The 17,123-nt window shown below is 35.9% G+C and carries 12 protein-coding genes; 2 read left to right on the top strand and 10 right to left on the bottom strand.

Translation table 11 applies throughout. From position 1 onward, the window contains the following. Positions 1-90 precede the first annotated feature (90 nt). The 9 genes from M983_RS14200 to serC form a co-directional block, all read right to left on the bottom strand. A complete protein-coding gene (locus tag M983_RS14200) occupies positions 91-306 on the bottom strand; it encodes a cold-shock protein (RefSeq protein ID WP_066752288.1) in 216 nt (71 codons plus the stop codon). Positions 307-836: 530 nt separating this feature from the next. Beyond that, positions 837-1,826, bottom strand: a complete 990-nt coding sequence (gene lpxK / locus M983_RS14195) for a tetraacyldisaccharide 4'-kinase (RefSeq protein WP_066752285.1) — start codon at positions 1,824-1,826, stop codon at positions 837-839. Continuing rightward, complete coding sequence (gene msbA / locus M983_RS14190) at positions 1,823-3,568, bottom strand: lipid A ABC transporter ATP-binding protein/permease MsbA (RefSeq protein WP_066752282.1); 1,746 nt, start codon at positions 3,566-3,568, stop codon at positions 1,823-1,825. Before msbA ends, lpxK begins: the two co-directional genes overlap by 4 nt. A 36-nt stretch (positions 3,569-3,604) precedes the next feature. After that, complete coding sequence (locus M983_RS14185; RefSeq protein ID WP_066752279.1) at positions 3,605-5,983, bottom strand: DNA internalization-related competence protein ComEC/Rec2; 2,379 nt, start codon at positions 5,981-5,983, stop codon at positions 3,605-3,607. Positions 5,984-6,404: 421 nt separating this feature from the next. Then, positions 6,405-6,695: an integration host factor subunit beta gene (gene ihfB, locus M983_RS14180; protein WP_066752276.1), complete on the bottom strand. Its 291-nt coding sequence runs from the start codon at positions 6,693-6,695 to the stop codon at positions 6,405-6,407. A 63-nt stretch (positions 6,696-6,758) separates the two neighbouring features. Then, on the bottom strand, positions 6,759-8,432 hold the full coding sequence (rpsA, locus tag M983_RS14175) for a 30S ribosomal protein S1 (protein WP_066752274.1): 1,674 nt from the start codon (positions 8,430-8,432) through the stop codon (positions 6,759-6,761). A gap of 170 nt (positions 8,433-8,602) precedes the next feature. After that, complete coding sequence (gene cmk / locus M983_RS14170; protein WP_066752271.1) at positions 8,603-9,292, bottom strand: (d)CMP kinase; 690 nt, start codon at positions 9,290-9,292, stop codon at positions 8,603-8,605. Between the two features lie 275 nt (positions 9,293-9,567). Beyond that, positions 9,568-10,848 (bottom strand): 3-phosphoshikimate 1-carboxyvinyltransferase, encoded by a 1,281-nt coding sequence (gene aroA, locus M983_RS14165; RefSeq protein ID WP_066752268.1) that lies wholly within the window; start codon positions 10,846-10,848, stop codon positions 9,568-9,570. Positions 10,849-11,035: 187 nt separating this feature from the next. Further along, positions 11,036-12,124, bottom strand: a complete 1,089-nt coding sequence (gene serC / locus M983_RS14160) for a 3-phosphoserine/phosphohydroxythreonine transaminase (protein ID WP_066752265.1) — start codon at positions 12,122-12,124, stop codon at positions 11,036-11,038. Positions 12,125-12,750: 626 nt separating this feature from the next. Here serC and M983_RS14155 point away from each other — a divergent pair. Beyond that, complete coding sequence (locus M983_RS14155; RefSeq protein WP_066752262.1) at positions 12,751-13,977, top strand: two-partner secretion domain-containing protein; 1,227 nt, start codon at positions 12,751-12,753, stop codon at positions 13,975-13,977. 69 nt (positions 13,978-14,046) lie between these two features. Here M983_RS14155 and ansB read toward each other — a convergent pair whose 3' ends face one another. Next, positions 14,047-15,084, bottom strand: coding sequence for an L-asparaginase 2 (ansB, locus tag M983_RS14150; protein WP_066752259.1), 1,038 nt, complete (start codon positions 15,082-15,084; stop codon positions 14,047-14,049). Positions 15,085-15,313: 229 nt separating this feature from the next. Between ansB and ycaO the strand changes: the two genes are divergently transcribed. Beyond that, positions 15,314-17,071, top strand: a complete 1,758-nt coding sequence (gene ycaO / locus M983_RS14145) for a 30S ribosomal protein S12 methylthiotransferase accessory factor YcaO (RefSeq protein ID WP_066752256.1) — start codon at positions 15,314-15,316, stop codon at positions 17,069-17,071. Positions 17,072-17,123: the final 52 nt, after the last annotated feature.

Raw genomic sequence — 17,123 nt, 5'->3', positions numbered from 1 at the left:
TATTAATTTTTGGTTGAAACTAATATTATAAACTACAATTTAAACAATAGGTTAAACTGTAGTTTTCTTTTTAATCGCAGTAATACAAAATTAAAAGCCGATAACGTCAGCAGCTTCTAAACCAGCCGCCGTTCTTATCATTGAAAATTCTACGTCTTGACCTTCTTTTAAGGCTTTATTTTTAGTATTAGCAATCGCTTTTTTTGCGACATAGATGTCTTGTTCAATATCTTTTGAAACAATAAGGCCATAACCTTTATTATTGTCAAACCATTTAACGCGACCCATTCTTAATTGTAGTGTCATGATAGATAAACTCCTTTTGTTCTTAGTATAGTTTTCTTTTTCTATACCAATGCATCCTACTTTTTATTATGTCTTCTTATATAAAACCCCATTTAAATCCTGAATACATTAATCTAAGTAGTGCATTTTATTATTTAATATAAATGTTCAACATCGTGATAGCTAAGCGTTATCAAAAAGCCATAGGCTTAATAAATATTTACAGTACTCACATGACAATAAGATGACATGGAAAATACTGTTTCAGATAATCACTAATAAAGTCACCTTAAATAAGTGGTTAATTACCTATATCAAAACGATATAATCATGATTAACACAGCATCAAAGTCAATAAATTCAAAAACAAAGTATTTACTCAACTCTCGAAAGCTTGAAAATAGCCATTAAAAATCGAGCTATTGAAAGCTTTTGAGTAGATAAAGTTTTAGCGAGTTAATGAACTACGACAAAAGCGATATGCAATTAGTAGGTAGGTAAACTTTATGTAACACTATCCTGATTTACAGTATAAATATCATTATTTCAGGTTAGATACAAGTTTTTTTAGAGCTATAAATTAAATCAGTGATTGGGTTTAGCACAAATTGGTTGTTTAATGTGGCACTTACAGGTAAATACCACCAGTTATCTTGTGCAAATTGCTGACATTTCACCGCATCTTTTTCTGTCATCATCAATATTTCATGATTGGGTGTAAGTTGTTTTAATTCTTCTAAAAGATATGCACTGTGATCACTAAATGCTTTAGTATTACTTAAATCAAGCCCCTTTTCCCTCAATGAATTAAAAAACCGCGGTGGATGACCAATACCGGCTATTGCTACAGCATGCTGAAATGCCGAAATAGGTTTTTTTTCACCCGTTTTTAGATTAACCGCAATATCACCTTCTAAGCTCATTGCAATTTCATTGTGTTGATTTTGTCCACCATTGACAATCACTGCATCAACTGAGTTTAACCTACCTTCTCGCTCTCTCATTGGACCTGCTGGTAGCCACCAGCCATTCCCAAACCTACGCTGACCATCAATAACAACGATTTCATAATCTCGCTGTAAAGCATAATGCTGTAAACCGTCATCAGTAATAATAATATCAAGGGGATACTGAGCAAGTAATGCACTAACCGCATCACGTCGATTAGGTGCAACAGCAACAGGTGCACCTGTACGATGATAGATTAAAACAGGTTCATCACCAGCCATTGCTGGTGTTGTATCTGAGGATAAAACTAAAGGATATTGGTCTGATTTTCCGCCGTAGCCACGTGATACAACTCCGACATGAAAACCTTGTTGTTTTAGTTGCTCTACAAGCCAAATAACAACAGGTGTTTTACCATTGCCACCTGCTGTTAGATTACCAACAACAACAACAGGAACGGGTGATTTCCATGATGATAACCACCCTTTTTGATAGGCAAAGCGTCGAATTATACTAATCGCACCATATAACCATGAGAAAGGTAATAGTGGAATATAAAGCCAAGATTTACCAGACCAAATCCGTTCAATCATTTGCCAAATTGCATCCTGTGAAGCTGTGCATAAGCGCCTTTTCTTTCAAGTAAGTCAAGATGTGAGCCTCGTTCTACAATTTCACCATCTTCAATCACTAGAATTTGATCAGCCTTTTCAATAGTAGATAAGCGGTGAGCAATCACTAAAGAGGTTCTATTTCTTTGTAGCTCATCTAATGCAGATTGAATTGCACGTTCTGATTCTGTATCTAATGCTGATGTTGCTTCATCAAGAATAAGAATGGGTGAATCACGTAGTAAGGCTCTTGCAATAGCAATACGTTGGCGCTGACCACCTGATAAAAGGACACCATTCTCACCAATTTCAGTATCAAGTCCGTTATCTAGTTTTTGGATAAAGTCCATGGCATGTGCCATTGTCGCGGCTTTTTCAATATCTTCACGGCTATATTGGTCTTCGCAAGCATAAACAATGTTGTTTGCCACTGTACCGTTAAATAAATGAACATTTTGCGACACTAACGCAACTTGGTTTCTTAGTGATCTTAAGGTGTATTCACGCACATCATGCCCATTAATAAGGAGTTGCCCTTCGTTAATGTCATAAAAGCGTGTAATAAGATTAGCAATGGTCGATTTACCTGAGCCAGATCGCCCAACTAAAGCCACCGTCTTACCTTCAGGTATAGTAAATGACAGATTTTTCAATGCCGGTACATCTTTCGTAATATATTGGAAAGTTACATTACGGAATTCAATATCACCTGTCGGTTTTTTCAGCTCTAAAGTCCCTGTGTCTTTTTCTTGCTCTAAATCGAGAATAGCAAATAGCGTCTGACAAGCGGCCATCCCTCTTTGGAACTGAGCATTAACATTAGTGAGTGATTTTAATGGGCGCATTAATGCAACCATTGATGAGAATACAACCGTTATTGTACCTGCTGTTAGCGTATCCATAATATCTGGAAAGCTTGCGGCATAAAGAACAAAAGCTAATGCAAAAGAAGCGATAAGCTGAATGATAGGATCAGAAATTGACGATGCAACCACCATTCTCATACCTTGACGGCGAATATGGTTACTTACATGCTTAAAGCGTTTATTTTCAACTTCTTGACCATTAAAAATTAATACTTCTTTATGACCTTTAAGCATTTGCTCAGCACTTGTTGTCACTAATCCCATGCTATTTTGAATACGCTTACTGATAACTCTAAATCGGCTAGAGACAATGCGAATAACAAAAGCAACAATAGGCGCAATAACAATTAATACTAGTGATAGTTGCCAGCTATAATAAAACATTAGCCCAAATAGGCCAATAATATATGCTCCTTCACGCACAACCGTTATCAAAGCCCCAGAAGAGGATGAAGCAACTTGCTCTGAGTCATATGTTATACGTGAGAGTAAAGTACCTGTAGATTGCTGGTCAAAAAAGCTCACTGGCATGCCCATAATATGAGAGAATAAACGGCGACGCATATTCATCACCACTTTACCCGATACCCAAGAAAGGCAATAACTTGAAATAAAGTTAGATATACCACGCAGAACTATCAAGCCAATAACCGCAAAAGGCATCCATTTAAGTACATCGTTGCTTGCTTTACCAAAGCCCTCATCAAGCAAAGGTTTTAATAAAGAAATCATAAATGCATCAACACCCGCATTTATAATTAATGCGATTGCAGCTGCAATCAAGCCTGCTTTGAAAATCCGGATCATCGGCCACAAACGTCGGAATGTTTGCCACGTTGATAGGTCTATATCATTCATATATCTTACCAAACTCTTAATAAATAGCGGGTCATTCTACTCGGGAAATGCCAAAATACCAAACCACTGATGATACCAACGAGGAAAAATATCGCCTCTATAGGTAAAAACATCAATATTTCTTTGACTAAACTCGATTGAAATCTGTCCACTTATTGATGTAGTTAGCCATTTTATGGCTTCTTTCTTATAACGACGGTGTACTGTATCAGATGGTAACCGCCAAGGGCTATAACGAGCAACAGAAACCAGTGCAAATTTGGGTGATACTGCATGAATAAATGCTAATGTAGATGAAGTTTGGCTACCGTGATGAGGTACTTGCAAAATATCAGCGTTAAGTTGGTGTTTTTTTAATCTTAATAATTGAGCCTCACCTTCTTTCTCAAGATCTCCTGTTAATAATATATGCCTTTTTCCATCAGTCACTTTTATCACACAGGAGCTGTTATTTTTAGGAGAATGTGACGTCTTTATTGGCCATAATGCTTCAAATGTTATATTTTTCCATTGCCAAGATTCTCCTTGAATACAAGGCAAATGACGAGGATCATCAAAACTACTGCGAATAGTTAATTGTGGATAATTAATCAATAAATCATCTATTCCACCAGTGTGATCTAAATGATCATGGCTGATGATTAATGCTACAGGCTTGAGTCTATGATTTTCTAAATAAGGAATAATGACACTTTTTGCAATAGAGCCCCCACTTTTCCAGCGTATTCCTGTGTCATAAATAATAGCCTCTCCTTCTTTTTCAAGAATAATCGCTAATCCATGTCCAACATCTAACATTGACATGCGCCATTGATAACGCGAAGAGCGATTAAATTCACAATATAAATATGCACCCACTACAATAAGAAAAATAAAATGAGAGCGCCACCAGCTCATTTTAATTATGGCAATAATAGCAAAACCTGAGATAGCGATAATTAAAGGTAATTCGCCACTATATCGCCAATAAGGTAAAAAAGTAGGAGCACACCAGAATGCGAAACTAATAGAGAGATCAACCCAATGCCAAAGCGTTACTTGAAAAAAAGGAATAAAAGGAAAAAAAGACAGCAATAAGCTAATCATAATTAAAGGAACGGTAATAAAAGAAATAATAGGCACTGCCCATAAATTAGCAATAAAACTGAAAGGATTCCCTCCATTAAACAAATAATATTGAAGTGGTAATAAAATAATTAATAAACCAAGCTGTAAATGAACTAATCTGACAATAAACCAACGTTTAAGATAACGATATTTTTCATTTAAGGGATAAAACCAATACCAAAAAATAATAGCAAACACCGCAGAAAAAGAGAGCCAAAAACTTCCTGATAATATAGAAAGTGGTTCAATAATTAAGATAAGTGCCGCACTCCATAGTGCCCATTGCCAAGGTAAAAATAATCGACTATGCCAATGCAAAAAAATCCATACTGTTAAGCCTATAACCGCTCTTGTTGCTGGAATTCCCCAGCCAGAAAGCCCTGCGTAAAAAAGACCAAACAGCCAACTTATCATTAGTGGAAATTGTGGATTTATCCAATGCAATGGGAAAACAAATTGAATCACTCTGGCTATATTCCAACCTAAAAATGCAGCCAAACCAATATGTAAACCGGAAATTACAATAAGGTGTGCAACACCTGTTTTCATATATAGATTTTTATTTTCAGCAGAAATATAACGTTTGTCTCCTAAAACGAGGGCATAAATTTCACCTTTATTTTTTGCTATTTGCCAATAATAAGAGATATGTTGCCGAAATTTCGTTAGATAAGAAACATGAGAGCGAATTAATGTTGCTGATAGAATTTTTCCTGTTAGTGTTTCTTTTATTGAAACAGCATATTTTTGACTATCAAATCCGCCCTCATTCAAATAACTATGAACTGCTCTAAATTGAGTAGAAAACTGCCAATATTGCCCTATTATTATATTTTTAGGTGGATTTCTCCAATATAAATTGGCATAGAGCGCGGTAGAAAATAGGCTTTTTTTAGGGACATTTACTTTTACAATCACATTACCATCAGCCAATTGTCGATAATCTACAATTTGGGTTTTAATTGTAGTAATAGAATCCGCCATTTTAGTTGTTTGTGAGAGAAGTGATAACGCAGTAAAATTAGAATAACACCAGCAAAATAGGAATATAGCGAGAAAACGACTTAGCGAAAATGGAATAAAAAGCAATATGATGGCTAATAACACGATAATTAATTGTGTTTTTCCGCTAAATAGCGCTTCCTGTAGCAATAATGGAAAGCAACCCAATAGAATAGCGAGTGCCAGTTGATCTAAAGTCAGTGAAGTAAAACGTAATGCATCAAGATAATCAGAATAAAAATAACGATAATTTGTTAATACTTTAAATTGATTAAATATAATATTCCATTTCTTAAATACTATCATCACTCACATCCGTTCTATTTATATTTTCTTTTAATATCATGATATTAAAGAAAAAAGAAAGATAGCAAACTACTGTGTATTTTCGAGATAGTGAGTAATAAAAATAGCGAGATTAATTACATTCATAAAAATTTGTGAGTTAACTCGAAAAAAAAACTCAAACAGCCATTATTAGCAATTAAATAAAGATATCCGTCTTAGAACGTAATACAGTGTGTATACATTACAACAAGCAGTAATAAAATTGAGTAAGAGATGGTATAACAGTGATAGAGACATGAAAGCAGAAGCAGAAGCAGAAGCAGAAGCAGAAGCAGAAGCAGAAAAGTAATTTAAAGAAAACACAGAAAGTAATAAAAAACGGTACACAAGGCACCGTTTTTGAGAAAGTTAACTAACTTTATGCCTATATGACAGGAAGTTATTGTTCCGTATAAATATTTACACGGTCACGCAACTCTTTACCTGGCTTAAAGTGTGGAACGTATTTACCTTCCAGGTCTACCTTGTCACCAGTTTTCGGGTTACGACCCGTACGCGGCGCACGGTAGTGTAGAGAAAAACTGCCGAATCCGCGGACTTCGATACGCTCACCATCAGCTAACGTATCAGCCATATGATCAAGCATTTCTTTTACAGCTTCTTCAACTGTTTTAGCCGAAAGATGAGATTGTAGGCCTGCAAGTCTTTCGATTAACTCAGACTTGGTCATATTACCTCCCTAAACTACCGATAAATGGGCAACGATTTACGTTGCCCTCGTTAATAACTTAAATTATTCGCCTTTAGCTGCTTTGAAAGCTTCAGCCATAGCATTGTTTGAAAAACCAACTTCTTCTTTGTTATTTACAGAAGCGATAGCGTCTTTCTCATCTGCTTCGTCTTTAGCACGAACAGATAAGTTGATAACGCGGTTTTTACGGTCAACACCAGTGTATTTAGCTTCAACAGCTTCGCCAACATTCAGAACCAGAGTTGCATCTTCAACGCGGTCACGTGAAGCTTCTGAGGCACGTAAGTAACCTTCAACACCGTCAGCTAATTCTACAGTTGCGCCTTTTGCATCAACAGCAGTTACTTTACCAGAAACAATAGCACCTTTTTTGTGAGCAGACAGGTAGTTATTGAATGGATCTTCTGATAATTGTTTAACGCCTAATGAGATACGCTCACGTTCAGCATCAACTTGCAGAACTACAGCAGCAATTTCGTCGCCTTTTTTGTACTCACGAACAGCCTCTTCACCTGCAACATTCCAAGAAATGTCAGATAAGTGAACCAGACCATCGATACCACCGTCTAAGCCGATGAAGATACCGAAGTCAGTGATTGACTTGATTTTACCTTCAACACGGTCGTTTTTGTTGTGAGTTTCAGCAAACTGCTGCCATGGGTTAGATTTACACTGTTTCAGACCCAGTGAAATACGGCGACGTTCTTCATCAATGTCAAGAACCATAACTTCAACAACATCACCAACATTTACAACTTTAGATGGGTGAATGTTTTTGTTAGTCCAATCCATTTCAGAAACGTGTACCAGACCTTCAACGCCTTCTTCGATTTCTACGAAGCAACCGTAGTCAGTCAGGTTAGTTACACGACCAGTCAGTTTAGTACCTTCTGGATAACGTTTAGCGATAGCTACCCATGGATCTTCGCCTAGTTGTTTCAGACCTAATGATACGCGAGTACGCTCACGGTCGAATTTCAGGACTTTAACAGTGATTTCGTCGCCAACATTGACAATTTCGCTTGGGTGTTTAACACGTTTCCAAGCCATGTCAGTGATGTGCAGTAAACCGTCAACACCGCCAAGATCAACGAATGCACCGTAGTCAGTTAGGTTCTTAACGATACCTTTAACTTCCATGCCTTCTTGCAGGTTTTCTAATAACTGATCACGTTCAGCACTGTTTTCAGATTCGATAACCGCACGACGAGACACAACAACGTTGTTACGTTTTTGGTCTAATTTGATGACTTTGAACTCAAGCTCTTTGTTTTCCAGATGAGTTGTATCACGAACTGGGCGAACGTCTACCAGTGAACCTGGTAAGAACGCACGAATGCCGTTCAGTTCTACAGTGAAACCACCTTTAACTTTACCGTTGATGATACCAACAACAGTTTCGTTTTCTTCGTAAGCTTTTTCCAGCATCAGCCACGCTTCGTGACGTTTCGCTTTTTCACGAGACAGAACGGTTTCACCGAAGCCATCTTCAACCGCATCCAGAGCAACGTCAATTTCGTCACCCACTTGGATTTCTAATTCGCCCTGAGCATTTTTAAATTGTTCTACAGGAATTGCAGATTCTGATTTCAGACCTGCATCAACCAGAACAACGTCTTTGTCGATTGAAACGACAACACCGCGAACGATGGCACCTGGACGAGTTTCGATTGTTTTTAAGGATTCTTCAAAGAGTTGAGCAAAAGATTCTGTCATGTTAATGATCTTCAAGTAAATTTATTAACGTCCATTTAGCATCCGGCCGAATGGGGTTGTTTCACATACCTCGTTACGTCCTTTGTGACAAGGTCATCGGGCAGTATTGTGTTTTCATTAACACGTAAACCCGATTTAATAGTTACCCACTAGTATAAACGAAATAAAAATTAATTACGCTGATAATTGCAGTTTTTTTTAGCATAAGCCAACGATTTTTCAATAACTTCATCAATTGATAAACTTGTCGAATCGAGAATTAATGCATCTTTCGCCGCAACTAAAGGCGCAACAGCACGATTTCTATCACGGTAATCGCGCTCTTTTATCTCGGATAAAAGGCGCTCAAAGTTAACATTAAAGCCTTTTGCCTGCAACTGTAACATGCGACGCCTAGCGCGCTCTTCTGCGCTAGCATCAAGAAATATTTTTGCTTGCGCATCAGGGAAAACAATCGTTCCCATATCTCGTCCATCGGCGATTAAACCAGGATCAGTGCGAAAAGCACGTTGACGTCGTAATAACGCTTCTCTGACACGAGGAAATGTTGCTGCTTGAGATGCCGTATTTCCAACTGTTTCTGTGCGAATTTCATTTGATACATCTTCGCCTTCAAGAATAACGCTTAAACCATTTTCATTAGGAATAAATCGTACATCAAGATTAGCCGCCAGTGGCACAAGCGCATCTTCAGAAGTGATATCAACGTGGTGATGTAAAGCGGCTAATGCTAACACGCGATATATTGCGCCAGAATCGAGTAAATGCCAGCCAAATGCTTTGGCTAATGCTTGGCATAATGTTCCTTTACCTGCTCCGCTTGGCCCATCAACAGTAATAACGGGGACGATAACTGCCATGAGTTTCTCCTTTCTATCTATGGGCACTGTTTTTTATTCTTCATTGTTTTTAACTAAGTATCAATTCAAATAGGAAAAACAGTATTAATATATTGGCGCGTATTATACGCATACTATGTTTAGGAAGAAATAAGCAGATAAAAGTAAGATGGGATTATTCAGAATAAATTATTAAGGATTAGCATATATTCAATATCAATCACTTAATTCTACAGAGATAGCATAGACAGTATTATGCTTAATCAAAACACAATACTGTCATTCATTTTAGCTAATTAATGTTGAGAAAGACTTTCTAATTTTTCAAAATAATCGGGGAATGTTTTTGCCGTACAACCTGGATCAAGAATAGTAATTGGTATATTAGAAAGAGCAACTAATGAGAAACACATAGCAATACGATGATCGTTATAAGTTTCAATATCTGCTGTGGTTAATTGTTTCGGTGGAGTAACTTTTAAGTAGTCGTGACCTTCTTCGACAACTGCCCCTATTTTTTGCAGTTCTGTGGCCATCGCTGTTAAACGATCGGTTTCTTTTACACGCCAATTATAAATATTGCGAATAACAGTATCGCCTTTCGCAAACAATGCAGTTGTAGCGATTGTCATTGCGGCATCAGGAATCGCATTCATATCCATATCAATCCCTTTCAATGCACCTCTTTCACACTCGATATAATCATCACCCCAGCGTATTTTGGCTCCCATTTTTTCAAGAACAGAAGCGAAATGAATATCACCTTGTAAGCTTTTTTTACCGATTCCTGTTACGCGTACAATTCCGCCTTTAATAGCAGCCGCCGCTAAAAAATAAGAAGCAGAAGAGGCATCGCCTTCAACAAGATATTGTCCTGGTGATTGATATTGTTGCTTACCTTTTACAATAAAACTTTGATAGTTTTGATTTTCAATTGTCCCACCAAAAGTAGCGATTAACGCTAGCGTAATATCAATATAAGGCTTTGATACTAAATCACCTTTTATGGTGATGATGGTATCTTGTTGTGCTAATGGTGCCATCATTAATAATGCAGTAAGAAACTGACTAGAAACGCTTCCATCTACCACAATATTACCACCATTAAATCCACCTTTTAAGCGAACTGGTGGATAATCCGGTTGTTCTAGATAATCAATATCTGCACCACCTTGGCGTAAGGCATCAACTAAATGTCCAATTGGACGCTCTTTCATACGAGGCTCACCCGTTAAAATAATATCGTGGTGACCCAAACTTAATGCGGCTGCGAGTGGGCGCATTGCTGTGCCCGCATTACCTAAAAACAGTTCTAAAGGTGAATGTGTAGAAAACTCGCCACCAACACCTTCGATTTCACATACAGTATTGTTATCTGATAATTGATATTGAATACCTAACGCTTTTAGCGCATTAAGCATATGGCGAATGTCATCGCTATCTAATAGGTTTGTTAATCGTGTTTTGCCTTTTGCTAATGCAGCAAGTAATAAAGCACGATTAGAAACACTTTTAGAACCTGGTAAATTAATAGTTCCTTCGACGTGAACGATAGGTTGTAATGTCAACGATTCCATAAGCAGGCAAAAACTCCAATAAAACAGTGAAATATAGGAAATATAAAAGAAGAAAATAGCTTACTAAAGATAAAATGATTATTAATATTAAACGTTTTGTTGTTTAGAAATTTTTATCTTTATTCAAATACGGTAATAATAAGAAAACCCACTACTAGAGCAGGTCTCTTAATAAATTTACGCTTGATTAAGCATGACGACGTTCAAAATCAGCCATAAAATCAACTAAGGCTTGAACACCCTCTAATGGCATTGCATTATAAATTGATGCGCGCATACCACCTGAAACACGATGCCCTTTCAATGCAACCAAACCTTGTTCTTCGGCTTCTTTTAAGAATACAGCATCCAAAGAAGGCGCGGACATTTGGAATGGCACATTCATTAAAGAGCGATTTTCTGTTTCAACACGATTAATATAAAAATCACTATTATCAACGGCACTATAAAGAAGAGCGGCTTTTTCATAGTTACGTCTTGCAATTTCTTGTAATCCACCCTGTTCTTTTAACCACTTAAATACCATACCTGATAAATACCAAGCAAAAGTCGGTGGCGTATTAAACATAGAATCATTTTCAGCAAGAACGGTGTAATCAAAAACAGAAGGTGTTTCTTTGCGTGCTTTACCTAGCAAATCTTCACGTATGATGACAAGTGTTAATCCCGCGGGGCCAATATTTTTTTGTGCACCTGCGTAAATCATACCGTAGCGACTAACATCAAGCGGTTGAGACAGAATAGACGAAGAGTAATCGGCAACGATAATTTTCTTATCATCAAAATCAGGCTCTTCATGAATAGCAATACCGTCGATAGTTTCATTGGGGCAATAGTGAACATAAGCAGCATCATCACTTAATTGCCACTCATTCATTGGTTTTACGCCTACTTTGCCATCTTTTTGAGTTTTTACATTGATACTATTTGGCGAGCAATATTTTTTTGCTTCTTCGGCCGCACTTTTCGCCCAATAACCACCATCAATATAATCAGCTGTTGTATTGCTACCTAATAAATTAAGTGGCAATGCTGCAAAATGACCACGAGCACCACCATGACAAAATAGAATTTTATAATTACTTGGTACATTGAGGAGATCACGAAGATCTTGTTCTGCTTGATGTGCGACTTCTAGAAATTCTTTACTACGATGGCTAATTTCCATCACAGAGCGCCCTAAATCGTGCCAATTGCATAATTCTAGTTCTGCACGACGAAGAACCTCTGCTGGTAACATAGCAGGACCCGCACTAAAGTTATATACCTGACTCATTCAAATTCACCCTATCTGAACATGTTTTATAAAACGATTCTATCGGTTGTATCACTCTCATTAAATCCGCGCAATGATTATTGTGAGCTAACATCATAATAAGTCGTACATAAAATAATAATTAGGCGTGTTTTATGCCAAAGAGTGTAAATAAATAAGAAAAAGCAATTGAAGAAGTACGACAGCGCATAAAAATAACCTAAAAAAGCATTTTTTAGCGGGATTTATCACATTTAACCTTACCAAAGAACATAAAACTGCCTTTAATAGCAAATAGCACATATTTTTTAGTGCAAAAATCAACACTTAATCTTCCAGCTAAGATTAACTTTTAGACTATTGTTATACTTAAATCATATATCTAACAATTTTATAATACTTTATAGATAAATTATTATTTATAATAAATATAGAAATAGCTTTAATTATTATTTTTACATATCCTTATGCATTCCACAAAAAAATGAATTAAAATTTTCAATTCATATATTTAATTTATTAATCGATTTTGTTAAAAACAACTATTGGCTTTATTACAAATAAAAGACTTCTATATTTCATACTCTTTATTTCTTTCATTATTATCGATAAATTATAATTAAACACAAAGCAAAAAGGAAATTTTCATGAAAATTAAAATGTCAATAATAATAATGGGACTAATATCCGCATCATCAATATGCCAAGCAAACGAACAACAACATAATATTCGAGATGGTGAATACTATGACATTAATAATAAAAAATATGATGAATTTATAGATGGTACTGAAATCATTATCAATAAAAATTCTCTCGCTACGGTTCAAGTTAATAAGTATAATAATGAAGTTGCTGAAATTTTTATTTCTCCTAAAGATACAAATAACATTTCACATAATAAATATGATTCATTTCGTGTTGATAGTAACGGTATTATTTTAAATAATAATAAAGCTAATGCAGAATATATTATTAATGAAGTTGTTAATAATGGGAAACATTCTTTACTAGAAGGAAATATTGGCGTAAAAGGTAGAGCAGCACATGTTATTATTGCCAATCCAAATGGTATAATTTGTGACAACTGTACTTTTTCTAATCACCTTTCTTCAATATTCTTGAGTGGTACTGTTAGAAGACCTGACAAAGCAGTTGCGATTTATTTTCCAACACCATTAATCCCAGAATCACACCCCGCATATGATAATTTTGACCCTTATCGTGGAAAAGTTGAATTTATTAATTCAAAAAATACTGATAATCGTGCTATGTTTAGACAATTAAATATTATCAGCAATGGTATAAAAATATATAATAAACTTTCCTTATCAGGCGATATTAATATTATTAATAACTATACTGTCGTGCATCATTTTGATAATTCCTTGACAAAACATACATCACCGATTAGAGGTTTAAAGGGAGTGAGATTTCTACCAACTTATCATTATCTATTAATTGGCAACGAAGATCACACTAACATAATTTCACCCCACTTTAATGGGAATATTCACTCAGATAGTGCAATTAATATTTATGCATATAACTCTCAGGTTAAAAATTACGGTTATTTAGATAGCAAAAAAACACATTTTTCACTTTACAACAAGACTAACTTTGAAAATTATCGTGAACTTTATATAAACAATTTAGAATTAAATAAAGACAATAATTCTACTATAAAAAATATGAAGTCAGGCACTTTAAATTACGCTTTACCTTATGTATTCGACTCATCAGCGACAAAAGAAGAAATAGAGAATAATGAAATAAATAATAAAACAGAAACACAACTGAGAAAGTTATTAAAAGATAACAATTTCATTAATAAAGGTGAAATCAATATCTACAGTTTACAACGAGTTAATTAATTCTTATCGATATAATTAATAATGACAAAGCCTCATTAAGGGCTTTGTCATTTATTGCGTAGTTATAAACTAATATTTTTCAAAATAAGTTTGAATTTTTACGGGCTCTTCTGTTTCAGTTAACGCCAGTTGTAATAAAACACGAGCTTTCTGTGGATTTAAACGCTCTGACGCTACAAAACCATATTTAGCATCATCAACTTCACCATTTTGCGTTGTAAAACCAACAGGAACACGACTTGATCGTACGACTACAATACCGTTTTTTGCCCCTTCTGCGAGTGTGTCAAAAATATCAGTATATAGATTACCATTGCCCACTCCAGCGCTCACAATACCTTTGTAATTATTATCAATAAAGGCTTTAGCCGGTAAATTAGAGGCATTGGCATAATTATAAACAATGCCTACTTTTGGTAACTCAGTTAATTTACTCACATCGAATACAGCTTTATCCGCACGAGGTGATGAAACATTATAGTAATGTACTTTACCGTCATGCACATAGCCTTGAGCCCCTGCATTAACTGCTTCAAATGCTTGCACTTCTGTGGTGTTCATTTTCACAACATCTTTACCACTGATAACCGCATTATTCATCGTCACAAGAACACCACGATCTTCAGACGCTTTATCACTAGCAACCACAACCGCATTGAAAAGATTTAAAGGACCTTCAGCACCTAATGCCGTTGCAGGGCGCATTGCCCCCACCATCACAACCGGTTTTTTACATGCAGTTGTTAAGTCTAAGAAATATGCTGTTTCTTCCATGGTATCTGTACCATGAGTGATAACAAAACCATCTGTTTTATCACAATCAGCATTAATTTTATTGGCAAGTTTTAGCCATACTTGGTCATTCATATCTTGTGAACCAATATTGACAACCTGCTCACCTTTTAAATTTGCGACTTGTTTTGCTTCTGGCACCGCATTAATTAATGTATCAATCCCTAATTTACCTGCGGTATAGCTTGATGTTGTTGCTGAATCACCACCACCAGCAATTGTTCCACCTGTGGCTAAAATAGTAATATTAGGTAATGCAAGAACAGACCCACTTATTAGCGCTAATGTACTGACAAGCAATGTTTTCTTTAGCATTCTTTAGTTCCTTTATAAGTATATATAGATACATCTTATTATGAATAGTCATAATAATTAATTCCGTGACAAATAAAACGTATTTATTTAATAAACTTATATATTAGGAAGATTATTGATTTAGATATAATTAACTACTAACTAAGGAGAGAAATGATTAGTGCATTACAGGAGATTTCAGTATCATGAGCGCCTAACTATCACCAGCAAAATATTGATGAAACCTGCCATGTCACAAACATTTATTCCTGGCAAAGATGCCGCACTGGAAGACTCTATCGCAAGCTTTCAGAAAAAATTAACCGATTTAGGTTTTAATATTGAAGAAGCCTCTTGGCTAAATCCTGTTCCTAATGTCTGGTCTGTACATATTCGTGATAAAGATTGTCCTTTATGTTTCACTAACGGTAAAGGTGCAAGTAAAAAAGCCGCATTAGCTTCTGCATTAGGTGAATATTTTGAACGTTTATCAACTAACTATTTCTTTTCTGATTTTTGGCTAGGTAATGATATTGCACAAGGTGAATTTGTTCACTATCCAAGTGAGAAATGGTTTACATTGCCAGAAGATGATTCTGTTCCTACTGGCTTATTAGATGCACGTTTACGTGAATTTTACGATCCTGAAGGTGAACTCTGTGCAAGTGAATTAGTTGATTTACAATCAAGTAATCATGAGCGTGGTATCTGTGCATTACCTTTTATTCGCCAATCTGATGATAAACCTGTTTATATTCCCGTTAATATTATTGCAAATCTTTATGCATCAAACGGAATGTCTGCGGGTAATACACAAAATGAAGCTCGGGTTCAAGGCCTTTCAGAAGTGTTTGAGCGTTATGTCAAAAACCGTATTATCTCAGAAAGAATTAGCTTACCGACAATTCCTAACGATGTATTAGCACGCTATCCACAAGTAGTTGAAGCAATTAATACGTTAGAGCAAGAAGGCTTTCCTATTTTTAGTTTTGATGCATCATTAGGTGGTCAATTCCCTGTTATCTGTGTCGTTTTATTTAATCCACAAAATGGTACATGCTTTGCCTCTTTTGGTGCACATCCTGATTTTGGTGTGGCATTAGAGCGTACAGTAACAGAACTATTGCAAGGTCGTGGCCTAAAAGATTTAGATGTCTTTAATGCACCAAGCTTTGATGATGAGGAAGTTGGTGATCACACAAATCTTGAAACTCACTTTATTGATTCCAGTGGCTTAATTAGCTGGGATCTCTTTAAAAAAGAAGCTGATTACGAATTTGCTGATTGGGATTTCAGTGGTACAACTGAAGAAGAATTCCACACCTTAATGTCACTGTGTAAACAATGTGATGCAGAAGTCTATATTATGGATTATTCACATTTAGGTGTTTATGCATGCCGAATTTTAGTCCCTGGTTTATCTGATATTTATCCTGCTGAAGATTTACAACTCGCCAATAATATTATGGGTGTACATTGGCGTGAGACACTTCTTTCATTACCAACAAGCCAAGGTAGCAAAGCAGAATATTTATCTCTTATCGGTCAATTTGATGAAGATGGATTAGATGACTTTACGCGTATCAGAGAAATGATTGGTATTGCACCGGGTAAAAATAATGGCTGGAGCCATTTGCGCGTTGGTGAATTAAAAGCAATGCTAGCACTTGCTGGTGGTGATCTTGAGCAAGCTCTTGTTTGGGTTGAATGGACACAAGATTTTAATGCTTCACTCTTTACGCCAGAGCGTCAAAATTACTATCGTTGCTTACATAATCTTCTACTATTAAATGAAGAGACAGAGCGCTCACCAGAGCAATATATGCATGCTTTCTCTCGTATGTATGGTGCTGAAACATTACAAGCAGCATTAGACGCGATGCAAGGTAAAAATGCATTTTATGGGTTACAGCCTATTAATTCTGACTTATCTAATTTGCCGCTACATCAATCATTACTTGCGGCTTATGAAAAGTTACAAAAAGCAAAGCGTCAATTTATTAATTAATAAAATATTAAATAAATATCTTATTAATATGAAACACTCTATTTAAAATAGA

Source organism: Proteus myxofaciens ATCC 19692, assembly GCF_001654855.1.
Classification (GTDB): domain Bacteria; phylum Pseudomonadota; class Gammaproteobacteria; order Enterobacterales; family Enterobacteriaceae; genus Proteus; species Proteus myxofaciens.
This window is presented reverse-complemented; position numbering and strand designations above follow the sequence as displayed.